Consider the following 15,338-nt stretch of genomic DNA (forward strand, 5'->3'; position numbering starts at 1 on the left):
GCAAAACAAAAATGAAAAAGTTATCATATATAATATTAATGACGTTGGGCATGGTTTCCTGTAAAAAGGATACACTCAATCTTGTTCCGCAAACTTCACTGAGTTCGTCGTCGTTTTTTAAAAACGCAGCTGAGTTTAACCAGGCACTGACCGGAGCTTACACTAACCTTCGGGGTGTTGCCTTTATGGGCATTTATATGGATGAAATGCGATCTGACAATACTTTTTTTACCATTTACTCTGCAGATAGGGGCACCTCAACCAGTGCCGAGGCAATGGCCGAATTTATTGACAACAACATATCCAGCCAGGAACCAAATACACCCGGTAACCGGTACGGTAATGATTATTCGGGCATTTCATCTGTAAACATAGTGCTGTCGCGCCTGGCCAAATCAACCCTTGCACAAGCAGATAAAGACCAAATATCCGGCGAAGCTCTATTTTTAAGAGCGTTTTACTATTATGATCTGGTTCAGCATTATGGTGGTGTACCATTGCAACTGGAAGAAGTTACCAATATAGACGGCGCTTTTTTACCCAGAAATTCGGTGGATGATGTTTATAACCAGATAGTGAAAGACCTTACTGCTGCTATACCACTTTTGCCTGTTGTAAAAACCTTCCCGCAATCGGGTAGAGCAACACAGGGCGCGGCCAAAATGCTACTCGCTTACGCCTATATGTCAAAACCGACAAAGGAGTATGGGAAAGCAGAAGCCGCTTTGCTGGATATTACCAAAATGAATTACGCACTTTTGCCGGATTATGCCAGTGTATTTGACCCGACGAAGAAAAATAATCAGGAATCGATATTTGAAGTACAATATAAAATAGGTAACGATGGACAACAAAGTGACTTTATTTGGAGGTTTATTCCTAAAACAACCAACTCTGAGGTAATACTGGGTTTACGTGGTACCAATGCACGTGGGGGCTTAACCAGCGGCGGCTGGAACGTTCCGACCCAGGAAATGGTTGACTCCTATGAGCAGGGGGACTTGCGGTTGCCGGCCTCTATTGCAGTAGCCGAAGGAACGGTTGCTAATGAGGTATTAACCACTACGGCGGTTAAAAGTCCGGTAGGCTATAAACCCACTCCCGGTTTAGGTTATTACTACTTTATTAAAAAGTATCTGCACCCACCATACCAGGTTGAATATAATACTGACGACAACTGGCCGGTATTTCGCTACTCGGGCGCATTGTTGCTTTTAGCCGAATGCTTGGTAGATGAAGGCAAAAATGGCGACGCATTGCAATATCTTAACCGAGTTAGAAAAAGAGCGGGGTTGCCAGATCTGGCACAGGCCACCAAGCAAAACGTTTCCGACGAGATGCGTCATGAACTGGCATTTGAGAACCACAGATGGACAGACCTTATCCGTAATAACATGGCAATTGATGTCCTTAACGCTAAAGGCGTAACGATGAAAAAATTGTACGGATTTTTATTGCCATCTACCTTTAACGTTACTCAAAACAGACTAATTTATGCTATCCCTTTCCGCGAGCTACAAATAAATAATAAACTGACCCAAAACCCAGGTTATTAAGTTATCTGAAAGCTACGAAACTAAAAAGCAGGTAAGCCATAGTTTACCTGCTTTTTAGTAATATCTGAAAATGAAATCAGAAAATTATTTAATGTGAACTTTTAATTTGATCGCTTTTCCTTTTTCCTGGGTAAACCGGTCACTTCCATTATTACTCATCGCCGCAGAATTGTCAGTCTCGGACTCTTTATATTCAAGACCGTAACAACCGGTTGTAGTGGTCGATTTGATAACCGCTAGGTAACGTTTTCCTTTAATAACAGCTGCTTTAAATTTAATTGTATAATTTTTAGGTGCCCATGATAGCGTATCCTGCTTTAGCGTTATAGTTGCAATTGCGGCACCTGTGAGATTTGATTCATTATCAGTACTGTATAACTCTATCATAAGGTCCGCATCTGGATAGCCGCTTTTAAATGTGGTAAAATCAAGCTGGTATAAACTACCGCTGTGGTCGGCGGTAAATGATTGCGCCCATTGCCTGGTTTTATTGATATCACATGCCGTGGTAAAATCATCATTAACCTGAGTTGATTTGCCAGCATTGTAATTTGGAAGGACATTGGTTTCACCGCAGATTAGTGGATTGATAGATCCATCAGCAGCAAAAGTAAGCGGAGCCCAGTAAAAATTGGCTTGCGCCTCATTTTTGGCTGCGTTGTTCCATAAGTCGCTGCCAAAAAGAAAAACTGTTTCTGAATTTAATTTAAAGGTTGATACAAAAGAGGGTTGGCCGCCGCAGGAATTGTCGCTGATCTTTTTACCTTCAGACCATGGCCCCAAAGGTGATCTGGCAGTGCGATAAGAAGCGCCTGTGCCCGAGCAATATCCACAGTTAGGATCCGAGTAAACCACATAGTAAATGCCTTTTCGCTTAAACAATGCTGGCGCTTCTGTTTTGCCATCGGTAACTGATTTAACATGCTGACCTGTACCAGTAAGATAATCGGCACTTAACTTTTCAATCACGATGCTGCCTTTTGTACGCCAGTCGGTATAAGCAAGATAAGCCGTTCCGTCATCATCAACAAACGTATCATGGTCGCCATTATTCAGGCCTGCTACGGGCATTTCACTGTTAACCGCAAGGGTTGGTTCCTTAACTTCGGTAAATGGGCCTGTTGGCTTTTTGCTTGTGAAAACACGATACCCAACGCGATTATCATATACATTTATCCAAAGTACATAAAGCCGCGTTTTCTGATTGTAAATAACATGAGGACGAAAGCAACCATAAGTTTTGCCATCGCAACGCGTTTGCCACACAGTGGTTTTAGCGTTAAATAAAAAGCCTTTATCTGTCCAATTGTTAAGATCTGTAGATGAATATACTTTAAAACCACAAAATGGGGCCGACTTATTGCCCCATTCAAAGCCACAATCATAACTGGTGCCATATAGATAATATATGCCATTAAACAATGCTATTTCGCCATCATGAGCATCAATAGCATTGCCAAGGTTATCAAACCTGGTTAGCTGTTTCCCGTTGCTGCTAAAGTTTTTTTTGGTTTGTGCGAAGGTAATTTGTGTAAATAGCAGAAAACTTAGAATGGTGGTGATAATGATTGTTTTCATTGGTCTTAAAGTTTATTTGGAAGCTTATATGTTGTACAGCATAGAGCTGTAGCTTTCCAAAATTATTTTAGTAGAACCAGATTATACTTACATTATTTGATAATTTATTTGTTGTTTATGGCAGGTGTTACAAAGTACCCCGGGTTCGTTTCCTATATTCTGAAGGGGTTAAGCCGGTTCTTTTTTTAAAGAGTTTTGAAAAGTAAAAATAAGAATCAAACCGAAGATCACTTGAAATCTGTTTAATGGGTATGCCTGGGTCATTAAGCAAACTTTTGGCACGCTCAATTTTTAATTGAATATAATACTGACCAGGTGAAAGGCCTGTGTGGGTTTTAAACACTTTACGAAACCAGGAATAACCAACCTGCAATTGCTCGGCGGCTATTTCTGGCGAAAAATCCTCGGCTATGTTAGACCTAAACAATAGACGTGCCTTGTTAATAATCACTTCTTTGTCTTCAGATTCGACTGAGTTTTGTTTTATAATAGAATGGAAGCTGCCAAGCAAATGCAATGCGGCACCGGATATGAGGGGCTGGTAGCCTGGACCTTCCAGTTTCGTTTTTTCGATGATGCAGTTAAAAATGTCAAATGTATTTTCATTAAACCCAATATATAAACAAGGGTTATCGGGCTTGAAAAAACTCCTTTTAGCCAGATTGTCCATGATCTCACCTTTAACGCCTATCCAATATTCGTCCCATCCGGTTTCGCCATTGGGTTTATAGCGGTGTCTTTCGCCGGGGAAAAGAATAATGATGGTACCTGCTTTAACTTCGGTTTGGCTGCAACTGTCCGACTCAAAAATGCCTTTGCCTTTGGTGATATATATGATCTGGTACTCATTTAAAACACGGCCTGCGTTCCAGTTAAAATAATGGTGGGCCGGATGGCTTTTAAAAGGATATAAGCCAGATGCTTCAATACGCGTGCAACCGGCATTTAAAACACATAAACCCCAGTTTTCATCTTCTTTACTTACCGGCAGGTATTTATAGTAATTGATCATTCAGATATAAATTAAATCCGACTACCTGGTATAAATTCTTATTGGCGCATTAATCCACGGATGTTTGATTTACAATCTATAAAAATATTAAACTTTTAAGTAAAAATATATGCAGATTATACATGTTAAACCTTAATGCCAAAAAATACAAACAAAATATCAAATAGTTTATAGCAGGTCTGTTGCCTGTTTAAATCAAAAACTACAAATCAAATATCAAAACATACATTGTAAAAAGGGGGCTGGCAAGATAACTTTGAGATATCAGCAATTAGCCAGTTTATAAAAAGCCCTTGCCCTTATAGTTTAATATGGTGGTCAACCGGCCTGATTTTTATACCATACTGTAAATAACATGTTAACAAAAACAATAATTGCCCCAGAGGTTAAGGTCGGACTTTTTGGAATTGGTTTAAACGTTTACTGGGAACAATTTGAGGGGTTAGAAAAGAGACTGTCTGGGTATACCGATGTAGTAGCCGATAAGCTCAAAGCCTCCGGTGCAGTAGTTGTAAACCTTGGCCTGATAGATACGCCCCAAAAAGCGTTTGAAGCGGGCGATCGTTTCAGAACCGAAGGAGTGGATATTATATTTTTATACGTTACCACCTACGCTTTATCTTCAACGGTGTTGCCTGTGGTTAAAAAAGCTAAAGTGCCTGTAATTGTACTTAACCTGTCGCCCGAGGCGGCAATTGATTATACTGCCTTTAATAATTTAAAAGACCGTACCGCCATGACGGGGGAGTGGCTGGCTTATTGTTCGGCCTGTCCGGTGCCCGAAATAGCTAACGTTTTTAAACGCTCCAACATTCCTTTTTACCAGATAACAGGTATGCTGCATGGCGATGATCATGTTTGGCATGAAGCGGGGGAGTGGATAGGCGCTGCCAAAGTAGCCGGTCAGATGTATTATAATACGCTTGGACTTATGGGTAGTTATTATTCGGGTATGTTGGATATATATTCAAATCTCACTTTACACTGCGCAACATTTGGCGGTCATATAGAAATTATTGAGGTTGATGAATTATCAGCATTAAGAACGAAAGTATCGGCTGATGAAGTTAAGCTTAAAGTTGATGCGATTCATAAATGTTTTGATGTTCAGGATGATTGTTCTGTAGATGAAATAGAACGGGCTGCCTTAACAGCCGTCGCCTTAGACAAGCTTGTTCAAAAGTATAATTTAGGCTCCCTTGCTTATTACCATAAAGGGACCGGTAATGCAGTTAACGAAGATACCATGAGCTCTGTAATTGTAGGTAACTCCCTGCTTACAGCTGGCGGTATCCCAGTGGCGGGTGAGTATGAAGTTAAAAACGCGCAAGCTATGAAAATTATGGAGTGCTTTGGCGCGGGAGGCTCTTTTACTGAATATTATGCAATGGACTTCACAGATGACGTAGTACTCATGGGGCATGATGGTCCGTGCCATCCGGCTATTGTCCAAGGAAAGATTAAGGTTAAGCCGCTTCAGGTTTACCACGGTAAAGTAGGTAAAGGTTTATCTGTAGAAATGTCTGTTAGCCATGGGCCGGTTACTTTGCTTTCGGTAGTGGAAACAGCCGATGGCAAAATTATGTTCCTTGTGGCCGAAGCGGAATCAGTTACCGGGCCAATTCTTGAAATAGGTAATACCAACAGTAGGTACAGGTTCCCGATAGGAGCGAGAAATTTTGTGGAGACCTGGAATGCGCAAGGCCCGTCACATCATTGCGCCGTGGGGAAAGGGCATATTGCTTCTAAAATAAAAAAGCTCGGTGATCTTTTGGGTTTGCAAACGATCAAAGTATGCTGATAATGCTATAATTAACTGGTTGAAACTTTATTAAATATACATGAAGCAAAGAAAAATTACTTTAGCGATATTGGTTATCTGTTGTTTCGGTTCATTGAAGCTATATGCTCAACACTATATAGACGGAAGACCTTCCGCATCATTACGTTTACAATGCACTGATGAAGGCGTTGTGTTGAGGCACGGAAACGGAGCCGACAGTTGTGACACATTTGGCGCGAGGGAAGCTATTGTTAACGAGGTTGACAATAAATATTACTTGTTTTATGACGGTGCCGGAAAAGATGGATGGAGAGCTTGTTTAGCCGAAAGTGATGATCTCAAAAACTGGAACAAAAAAGGAGCTATTCTTGCCCTGGGGGATCCTGGAAAAAGCGATTCAAAAAGTGCATCTGCTCCCTGGGTAATTAAAAGTGATGGTGTATGGCACATGTTCTACCTGGGTACTCCGCATACAACACCCGCTCCGGACAGGATACCCGCTTTCCCTTATCTAACTATGAAAGCGCAGGCCAAATCTATTAAAGGCCCATGGATTAAACAATATGATGTTACTCCTTTTGTTGAAAAAGCAAATAGCTTTTATACAGTAACCTCCAGTCCGGGGTTTATTGTTAAGGTAAATGGAGAGTTTCTACAGTTCTTCAGTGGTGCTTCCGAAGATGCCAACGGAACTAAAAGAACCCTTGGACTGGCAAGAACTAAAAATTTAAACGGTAGCTGGAATATTGATCCAAAACCATTATTCCCGCCCACTGAACAGGTAGAAAATTCATCTGTATTTTTTGAACAGGCTACTAAAACATGGTATTTATTTACAAACCATATCGGAATAACAAAGGAAAATGGAGAATACACCGATGCCATATGGGTATACTGGACAAAAGATATTTACCATTGGAGTGAGAAAAACAAAGCCGTTGTATTAGATAAGTCGAATTGCACATGGGCTAAAGGAGCCATAGGAATGCCCACCGTAATTAAAGTAGGGAATAGGTTGGCAATGCTATATGATGGGGTTGAAGGAACCAGTACAAGTCACATGGGTAGGGATATAGGCCTGGCCTGGATTCAATTGCCATTAAAAATTCAATAAAACCGTTTTCTCAAAAAAACTGCCCAAAATGCCATAATATTCCCGATGGGTCATGCAGAAAACATTCTTTTCCCCAATGTTCCACCCGGGTGGAGGTTAGCCGGGCTGTTTTATATTTAGCCGTAAGATTTAATGCTGAAAGCTCATCCCAGTACCTGTCAACATCATCCACCTCTAAAAATATCATTGTATTATCTATCCAGTCCTTTACATAGGCCTTCTGCAAATAAAAGGCTGTTTGCCTGCTCTTAAAAACCGACATGTTATCGGCTAATACTGTTTCTTCAAAACCAAGATCACGATAAAAACTTCTCGATACCTCAAAATCTGTGGCGCCAATAAATGGTCTGATTGATTTAATATTATGTTCCATTTTTTCAGTGGTTTAATGGTTTTAAACAAACTTATTAAATCATTTCAAAATCACGAAACGAGTAGGATTTAACTTTCGGCGGTTGCTGCATTTAATTTATCTCAATTTCCTTCATTTTCAGTCTCCAAACTTTCGTGGTAATCAATGATCTTATTCAGAACCTGCACAGCTATTTCCAGGTCTTTCTCTCCAACTAATTTCTTGTAAATAGTACTCATCCTGAAAACATCTTTGTTGGCTTCAAGCAAAAAGAGCTTTCCATTTTTAGTAAGCTCAAGAATATCGCTCCGTTTGTCTTGGGGATTTTCCCTGCTCACAATCATACCGGCATCTTCTAACTCCTTGACGGTACGGCTCATGTTTTGCTTGGATATCATCGCCAATCGTGCCAGTTCTGACGTAGTACTTCCGTCAACGCAGATATTACAAATAACCGGCATATAAGAAATTTTCATTTGCCCCCAATAAGGTTTAATGTTATAATGTGTCCAGGTGTCCAGGTGTTTTCTTAAATTGAATATTAGCCGCTGCCAGTTCTTATCCTGCAAGCCTTCAAAGGCTTTCAACTGTTTATCTATCTTTTTATCCTCCATGGGGTAAAATTAATAAAATAGTAATCATTGATTACTATTTTATTGTCATAATACCTGAGATGAAAAACGTCGGCGAGATATTACATCTTGTTACAAGGCATTATTAAGCTTTAAAACGATTAACTCAGCAGATGCATCGCCAGGCTTTAATCCTGATAGGTCAATAACACAATCCTTGTCCGTATTTTTTAATTTTAACGATTTACCGGTTCCCAAAATAGTTGCGGTGCCATTAGCTTTTGCGTGGAAATTACGCAACTTAAATGTAGGGGTGTAAGTAGGCAGAATGCAGAATAGATCTTTATTTTTTACTGTAAAAAATGCTTCAACATAGGCGGTATCTTTTTGAGGCTTTACCAGTTGGGTAATGCTATATCCGGCCATATAACTTTTGCCCTTCTTCTCGCGCCTGATACCATTGCTCCATTGATAGGGTTGTTTGTAAGCCTCAGTCTCATAGATTGCCTCGCCGTTTAGTTTTAACCAACTGCCAATTTCGCTGAGCCGCTGTTGCATAATTACGGGGATGCGCCCATCAGCCGTGGGGCCAATGTCAAGTAACAGGTTTCCCCCACGGGATACGATATCTATAAGCATTAAAATAAGGTCGTGCCCGCTTTTATAATCCTCTAATTTTTCGTTGCGGTTATAGCCGTAAGAATGCCCTATACCCTGGCTTTCTTCCCATATTACACTCGCATCCTTGCCGCTCCCGTACTCAGATGTAGTATAGGTAGCGCCTTTATTATTATCACGCGTATTACTTCCCCATCTATCATCAACCACCACTTCTTTAGCTACCGGCGATTCGTTAAATAACCATGCCAGCAGCTCCGGGCTATGCCAGGCGGTATCTGGCAATTCCCATTCGCCATCGGAGAAAATAATAGAAGGTTTATACTTGGTAACCAGGTCTTTAAATTGGGGGATCATATGTTCGGTTACAAACCGTTTTTTATCTTTCAACCACAAGGGGTTATACCACTCATACAATGAGTAATAATATCCCATTTTTAAACCTTCTTGTCTTACAGCATTGGTGAGGTCCCCAAGCAAATCCCGCTTTGGTGTACCCGATACCGCGTTCCATGAACGTCCCCAGTCCCTGTCGGCCTCCGCGCTGTTCCATAAACAATAACCTTCATGGTGCTTTGAGGTGAGTACCACATAACGTGCTCCCGAGTTTTTAAATACCTGTGCCCACTGTTGAGGATCGAACATCTCTGCCTTGAACATCGGTTCAAATTGCGGATACAAAAAATCGGCGCCATAGTTTTTGTTATGAAAAGCCACGAAATCTTTTTGCTTTTCTGTTGCAATGCGTTGCCAATACCATTCGGCATAGCTGTAACCACTGTTAGGTATTACAGGAGCATAAGCAGGAACGGAGTACAAACCCCAATGAATAAATATGCCAAACTTATCCTGATGGAACCATGCCGGCATTTTGCGCATGTTTAAAGAAGCCCAATTAGGTTCAAATGTTTGTGCCGAAGCGGCAAGGCTAAAAAAGGTAAATAAAAGGAGAGCTAATCTTTTCATCGTAAATGAAATTTTATGAAAATTAAGTGTAATTTTTTTTAAATCAAATTTGGGTTAATTTACAGCTCCGTTTTGTCGCATCCAACCCTTATTTTGACGCATTTGCACCGGACGAAGAAATTGACTAAGCACTATTTTTGTTAAATGAAAATAGTACGCGTTCAATACACAACCAGGCCAGATTATGTGGCCATTAATCAGCAAAATATAGCCGCAGTGGTAGCTGAGCTGAAAGTGCTGAATCACCCGGGTATCAAATATGGCACCTGGTTATTGCCGGACGGCAAAACTTTTATGCACTTTGACCAGTTTGAGAGTGAAGCAGCTCACCTGATTTTACAGGAACTCTCCTCTTTTAAAAAATTTGCAGAAGAGCTGGAAGCCAGCGGTTTGGAGGTAGAGCCAAAATTAGAATTGCTTTCGCTCGTGGCTTCCACGGAAACGTATTTCTAAAGGAGCTAGGAATCGAAGCACATGTAATTAACTGGTTTAATTCAGCATATGCCGCTGTTCTGGCTGGTGAAAGGAATAGCGGGTTATATTTAACAACACGAGGATCAATATGCCGGAAGCTAAGCCAAGACCAGCCATCAGGTTGGATAGCAGGATATTGGAACTTATAGCTTTCTCCCCGTTTTTCATTAAACGGGCGCTTTCAATAACCTGAATATCAGTTAGTCGGGCTAATGCCTGCTGCAGATGATTAAAACGCGTCATTTGCTCAGATGTACTCACCGTTTGCTCAGTAATGGAAAGCTGTTTTAATTCCAAACGAAACTGCTTCCATTGTGTGGTTTCTTCTGCTGTTAGTTTTGTTGCTTCATATTTCTTTGCCAGAACTTCAATGGCGTTGAAATTCGCTTTTATTTCCGCCGAATGGTAGCCACCGCTCATGAGCATTTTATTCTCATAGAGCAGGCGGGTGATCTCCTGCGCGTACACAACAGGCAAGAGCCGGTCATTTCGCAGCGAGGTTAGTGTTTGATTCATATCTGTAACATTGGTACGCCCCTGCAGGTTAGCTAATAATAACAGTACGGTCAAAACAGCCAGAACACCAGCCGCCTTGAGCCTATTTTTAAATAAACCGGCCCTTCTCATCATTAAATAAATTGGTTAGTTAAAGATACCAATTCTGTTGTGAAAATCCAGTCTCAAAAATTAGCAGATATACATGATTATGTTTAAATTTAAAAAAAGAGGCGTGTATATTAGCTCGAAAACAAAAATCAGATGGGATGACATGAATGCTGACCGGCAAGCCGTCTCTTCTTAAATAATTTAAAAAATTCTCACCAATCAGTTTGATTTATGAGCAAATCTGTAAACAAACATTTTTCTGCAACAGTAAATTGCTTTAAAATGCCAATTCATTCAATTATTGCCAACGTTGTATTATTGTTCACATTGTGCGGTTCCATAAACTGCATGGCTCAATCTAAGCCAAAACAATACCTGCTTGCGCTTTCGAAGGCTGACCATACCCTGGCTATCGTAGATCCTACAACGTTTAAATTGATTACAAAGGTACCTGTCGGCCCTGATCCCCATGAGGTTGCGGCATCGTCAGACGGCAAGACGGCGTACGTATCCAACTACGCGGGCGGACGCCTTCATGAGCTTGACATCATTGATCTTACAACACAAAAGCTTGTAAATCGGGTTGATACAAAACCACTGATCGGATTGCATGGGTTAATGTTTGCAAATGGAAAGTTATGGTTTACAGCAGAAGGTTCTAAATCTGTTGGCAGCTATGACCCGCATACCGGTAAGGTAGATTGGAGTATGAGTACCGGCCAGGACCGGACGCATATGATTTACGTTAGTGCCAACGGAAAAAAAATTTATACCACTAATGTTAACTCGGGTACGGTGAGCATTTTGACCGATACATCACTTCCGGGTATGCGAAAGGCTGTACCAGGAATAAAACCGCATAAGAACTGGACAGCGAAGGTTATCACTGTTGCAAAAGGTTCAGAGGGATTTGACGTATCACCTGATGGTAAGGAATTGTGGACTGCCGCTGCTACAGACGGTTCTATCTTCATTATTGACCTTGCCGGCACGAAGCCGACTGATAAAATTGATGCAAAGGCCCTTGGAGCTAATAGGCTCAAGTTTACGCCGAATGGCAAGCATGTTTTGGTTTCGAGCCTGAGCACCGGCGACCTTTTCATTTATGACGCGAAATCGCATAAAGAACTGAAGCGGATAAATACAGGTCATGGTGCAGCCGGTATCTTGGTTGACCCGGACGGATCGCGGGCTTTTATAGGTTGCACCGCTGATAATTATGTTGCGGTTGTAGACCTCAAAACGCTACAGGTTACCAACCATATTGATGTAGGCAAAGGGCCGGACGGTTTGGCTTGGGCGGTTCAACCATAGCATAGTTTAACTCTTTTTTGTCGCGTCTGCTTCATCAGCACCCGGATTTTTAGACTGGGTTTCGACAGATTTATCATCAGCTGTTGGTTTAACGGGTGGTTTATCCGGCGACAGCGGGATATCGTCACCAGTTTGTTTCGGAGGTTCGGATTGTTCCTTAGTCGGTTCCGTATTTTTTAGAGCAGCGTAAGTACCTGAGCTAATCCCCATCAATATCAGTACATTTTGATCAAAATCAGGCATGATATGGTTGGTAAAGGTCTTTTGCAAAAATATTACACCAAAGAAGAGATTAAATGCCACATTTTGAAAACGTTGTATATTGATGCTGCTCCCGTCTGATAGGATATCAAGAATGAAACCTTCGCTTTTGGCATTTTTATCTATAGGGATGCTTACCTTGTTTTTATTTTCAACCAATTTAGATACCGCTGTGGTAGAAACGCTGATACCCAGGATAGCAAGTACCGACAGCGGAAGATCGGGGAGTGTATCTGTAGTGAAACAAATTGTCAGATAAGCTACCAGCACCAGCAGCGTCCAGTAAAATAACTGCGCGCGGCCAAGGCTATAATAAAGGTTATTATCGTCTTTTAAAATATTGTTTTTAAGACCGGCAAAGGCAAGCAGTAATAGGACTACAGCGCCTCCCCAAATCCACCAATGACTTATTTTTTGCCGTACCACCATGTATATCGGTATGTTAGTATTGCTTATAAAAGTTCGGGCATTGCCAACACTAAAGTGGACTGTCAATACCGATTTTTCGAAGGGGCTGCTTTCTAAAAATTTCAAAAGTATATCCTGCACCCGGGAATCCAACCGGAAATACAGGATTTTTTTAATATCGTTCGTCTTCCAGGGTTTAAGGCCGGTTACGGCAATCCCATCTACATACAATGTACCCAGGGAGTCGATATGCTTGGTGGTGGATACCGTAATGGCAATAACCTCTTTAATTTTAGCCGAATCTTGCTGTGCACCTAAATTTTCAATGCCGATGATAGAATCCTGACTGAGGGGTTTAATCGATATTGTCGAGTCGGCCTGGGCATAAGCATAACCCATCATCGGGTTTGCCAGGAAAAAGAAAATAGAAATTAACCAATGAATGGTCTGGTGGCGATTAATCCTTTCAAACCTCATGGGCTTGCTGCTGCTAATAATATACATGATAGGGGTATAGGATAAATGCCTACTTCGTTCCGTTTTCGGCTTGCCGGAATCATTTTTAAAGAATGATCAAACTCTGTACGAGAAAATTGTAATGTCGCTATGAGCCAGTCGTTTACAATTTAAAAGTTATTTATTAAAAAAGCAAGCACTCTTGCTTAAAAAATAGTGTGTGGTATATATCGTTGACAAATACGATCAAAGGCGACTGAAAAGAGAAAGTATTATACAATTGCTGAGCAATAACACTTGATAAATGAGAATTTACAGACTTCTGAATTCATATAATTTATAAATATTATCCGCACTGCCGTTTACACAATCAAGCCAACTTTGCCGGGCTACCAGGGGCGAACATGGGCCATAGGTGAAAATTATGATCCTTCTTTTTTGTGATTCTTTTTGTAATATATTCAGCATATCCTGCAACATGCTTCCTCCAAAAGGAGTGTACATAAAGAATACTGTTCCATGCGAATAGTCCCATTTAAGGGCATCTGCGTTTATGAATTCAACTTGGGGTAGATTTAGTTGTGATGCATACGTTTTAGCATAGTTATAATAAGCTGGTTCAAATTCAATCCCCTTAACAGTAGCATCGCTGATTAAACCCATGAGGATAGCTACCTGGCCCAAGCCTGATCCTAAATCAAAAAATACATCGTTGGGCTTTAAATCCGCCCGCTCTGCCATCTCGAATATTATTCTTGCAGGCGTTTGCTGATAAAATACCATTTCCGGTTGCCTGTTTAAGGTGGCTTCAGGAATAATTTTGTCATATAGCAGCCCATTAATAAAAACATCCAGATTATTATAACCAATCTGATCGGCCGTGTAGATTTCAGTATCGTTATATCTCCGGATCATTTTGCTGAAAGATGCTTTAGTGTAAGCGCCGGTTTTGATCTTTTCCCTAATCCGCTTAAACAAGTTGGCGTCAACTTTTTCCAGCTCAGATTTTGTCTTCTCAGCACGCCGCTTTAGTATAGCCAGTTCTGCTTTCAATTCTGCTTTTTGCAGTAACCCCTCAATGCGATCAATTACATGAAAATCAATGAAGTCTATAGCGTCTGTACGGCTATCAAAATTGATTTCCTCATAAAGGGTTGTGTTATCTTCAATGTCCTTTATGTTTGATTCTATTTCGAGTAAGATCATTATGGCTTCAGTATTCATAAATACATGTAGATGTATGGCTTGGGGTGATAAAGCTTTATCAATTCACATCGGTAAGCAATTATAACTATTGTAGCCTGATTTTTACGCAGCAATAACAATTAATGGATCAATTGCAGGTAATTTCAGCTTTTCTTATTTTAAGCTGTTAAACACTATGAGTACCATAATCGCCGCTACAAATTATACCGAACTGGCCGAAAATGCTGTAGCCTTCGCTGCCGAAATTGCCCGCCAAAATAACTACCGGTTGATCTTATTAAATGATTTCTCTGTTTCCGTTCACGCAATGAATGCACGGCTCTCGGCCGAACGGATAGAGGAACTGATTGACGAGAATAAACTGCTCCTGGAAAGCAAAGCATTATTGCTGGCCGATCAATATGGCATTGAGGTAATATCTAAAGCTACTTTTTCTTTCGTGGAAGACGCCATAGAAGAAGTGGTTACGCAGTATAATGCCGAAATGATTGTGATGGGAATGGAGGAAAAATCAGTGGAGCAAGAACTTTTGGGAAATACTACTACCTCCATAATTAAAAAACTCCATTCGCCGGTAATGGCGGTTCCGGCAAATGCCAGATTCAACGGTATAAAAAGAGTGCTTTTTGCCTGCGATGTATTGCATGGGGTTTCTGAGCAAATATTGGCACGCATTAAGCAAATGGCCCTAACCAACAACGCCGAAGTGGAAGTGCTTCTGATTAATGAAACCGTGGAAGAATTAAAGGCAGTAGGGGCAGACCCGAACGCGCTGCGCATCATTGATAAGGGTCTGGATGGCATTGATTATTATTATAAAAATGTCAGATCAGATTCTATTATAGATGGAATTGCCCGTGAAATTAAAAGAATGGAAGCCGATTTGTTAATTATGGTTCCGCAGCCACACGGATTTTGGGATTCAATGGTTCACCGCAGTAAAACACGCGTCATGGCTTCGGGTTTAAATATACCGCTGTTTTCCATACCCGCTTAATTTACTTTGTAATACGATTAAAGGGTATTAAGAGCAATGCGGCCAGTAGGCTGGCCGCATTGCTC

At 41.0% G+C, this 15,338-nt stretch carries 14 protein-coding genes; 6 read left to right on the forward strand and 8 right to left on the reverse strand.

The window, feature by feature from the left end:
- Nucleotides 1-11: 11 nt before the first annotated feature.
- Nucleotides 12-1,556, forward strand: coding sequence for a RagB/SusD family nutrient uptake outer membrane protein (locus SNE25_RS16220; RefSeq protein WP_321566155.1), 1,545 nt, complete (start codon nucleotides 12-14; stop codon nucleotides 1,554-1,556).
- Between the two features lie 84 nt (nucleotides 1,557-1,640).
- Here the strand turns inward: SNE25_RS16220 and SNE25_RS16225 are convergent, their stop codons facing one another.
- Together SNE25_RS16225 and SNE25_RS16230 are read right to left on the reverse strand one after the other, a co-directional pair.
- The gene (locus SNE25_RS16225; RefSeq protein WP_321566156.1) at nucleotides 1,641-3,134 is read right to left on the reverse strand and encodes a family 43 glycosylhydrolase; all 1,494 of its coding nucleotides are present in this window, start codon (nucleotides 3,132-3,134) and stop codon (nucleotides 1,641-1,643) included.
- A 127-nt stretch (nucleotides 3,135-3,261) separates the two neighbouring features.
- Nucleotides 3,262-4,146: an AraC family transcriptional regulator gene (locus SNE25_RS16230; RefSeq protein WP_321566157.1), complete on the reverse strand. Its 885-nt coding sequence runs from the start codon at nucleotides 4,144-4,146 to the stop codon at nucleotides 3,262-3,264.
- A 355-nt stretch (nucleotides 4,147-4,501) separates the two neighbouring features.
- Here SNE25_RS16230 and SNE25_RS16235 point away from each other — a divergent pair, with 355 nt between their 5' ends.
- Both SNE25_RS16235 and SNE25_RS16240 read left to right on the forward strand, forming a co-directional pair.
- On the forward strand, nucleotides 4,502-5,947 hold the full coding sequence (locus tag SNE25_RS16235; protein ID WP_321566158.1) for an arabinose isomerase: 1,446 nt from the start codon (nucleotides 4,502-4,504) through the stop codon (nucleotides 5,945-5,947).
- 40 nt (nucleotides 5,948-5,987) lie between these two features.
- The gene (locus tag SNE25_RS16240) at nucleotides 5,988-7,043 is read left to right on the forward strand and encodes a glycoside hydrolase family protein (RefSeq protein WP_321566159.1); all 1,056 of its coding nucleotides are present in this window, start codon (nucleotides 5,988-5,990) and stop codon (nucleotides 7,041-7,043) included.
- A 10-nt stretch (nucleotides 7,044-7,053) separates the two neighbouring features.
- Here SNE25_RS16240 and SNE25_RS16245 read toward each other — a convergent pair whose 3' ends face one another.
- The 3 genes from SNE25_RS16245 to SNE25_RS16255 form a co-directional block, all read right to left on the reverse strand.
- Complete coding sequence (locus SNE25_RS16245; RefSeq protein WP_321566160.1) at nucleotides 7,054-7,416, reverse strand: VOC family protein; 363 nt, start codon at nucleotides 7,414-7,416, stop codon at nucleotides 7,054-7,056.
- Nucleotides 7,417-7,517: 101 nt separating this feature from the next.
- Nucleotides 7,518-8,009, reverse strand: coding sequence for a MarR family winged helix-turn-helix transcriptional regulator (locus SNE25_RS16250; RefSeq protein WP_321566161.1), 492 nt, complete (start codon nucleotides 8,007-8,009; stop codon nucleotides 7,518-7,520).
- Nucleotides 8,010-8,099: 90 nt separating this feature from the next.
- Nucleotides 8,100-9,551 carry an alpha-L-fucosidase gene (locus SNE25_RS16255; protein WP_321566162.1) on the reverse strand — a complete coding sequence of 484 codons (1,452 nt, stop codon included), beginning with the start codon at nucleotides 9,549-9,551 and terminating at the stop codon, nucleotides 8,100-8,102.
- Between the two features lie 144 nt (nucleotides 9,552-9,695).
- On the opposite strand from SNE25_RS16255, the gene SNE25_RS16260 reads away from it, so the two are divergent.
- Entirely contained in the window at nucleotides 9,696-10,004 is a 309-nt protein-coding gene (locus SNE25_RS16260; protein ID WP_321566163.1) for a hypothetical protein, read from the forward strand.
- A gap of 36 nt (nucleotides 10,005-10,040) precedes the next feature.
- On the opposite strand, the gene SNE25_RS16265 is transcribed toward SNE25_RS16260, so the two are convergent.
- The gene (locus tag SNE25_RS16265; RefSeq protein ID WP_321566164.1) at nucleotides 10,041-10,655 is read right to left on the reverse strand and encodes an MCP four helix bundle domain-containing protein; all 615 of its coding nucleotides are present in this window, start codon (nucleotides 10,653-10,655) and stop codon (nucleotides 10,041-10,043) included.
- Nucleotides 10,656-10,913: 258 nt separating this feature from the next.
- Here SNE25_RS16265 and SNE25_RS16270 point away from each other — a divergent pair, with 258 nt between their 5' ends.
- On the forward strand, nucleotides 10,914-11,945 hold the full coding sequence (locus SNE25_RS16270; protein ID WP_321566165.1) for a hypothetical protein: 1,032 nt from the start codon (nucleotides 10,914-10,916) through the stop codon (nucleotides 11,943-11,945).
- 6 nt (nucleotides 11,946-11,951) lie between these two features.
- Here the strand turns inward: SNE25_RS16270 and SNE25_RS16275 are convergent, their stop codons facing one another.
- Both SNE25_RS16275 and SNE25_RS16280 read right to left on the reverse strand, forming a co-directional pair.
- Nucleotides 11,952-13,118, reverse strand: coding sequence for a hypothetical protein (locus SNE25_RS16275; RefSeq protein ID WP_321566166.1), 1,167 nt, complete (start codon nucleotides 13,116-13,118; stop codon nucleotides 11,952-11,954).
- A gap of 264 nt (nucleotides 13,119-13,382) precedes the next feature.
- Nucleotides 13,383-14,294: a class I SAM-dependent methyltransferase gene (locus tag SNE25_RS16280; RefSeq protein ID WP_321566167.1), complete on the reverse strand. Its 912-nt coding sequence runs from the start codon at nucleotides 14,292-14,294 to the stop codon at nucleotides 13,383-13,385.
- Nucleotides 14,295-14,451: 157 nt separating this feature from the next.
- Between SNE25_RS16280 and SNE25_RS16285 the strand changes: the two genes are divergently transcribed.
- Complete coding sequence (locus tag SNE25_RS16285) at nucleotides 14,452-15,273, forward strand: universal stress protein (protein ID WP_321566168.1); 822 nt, start codon at nucleotides 14,452-14,454, stop codon at nucleotides 15,271-15,273.
- The last annotated feature ends 65 nt before the right edge of the window (nucleotides 15,274-15,338 follow it).

This window comes from Mucilaginibacter sabulilitoris, from assembly GCF_034262375.1.
GTDB classification, from domain to species: domain Bacteria; phylum Bacteroidota; class Bacteroidia; order Sphingobacteriales; family Sphingobacteriaceae; genus Mucilaginibacter; species Mucilaginibacter sabulilitoris.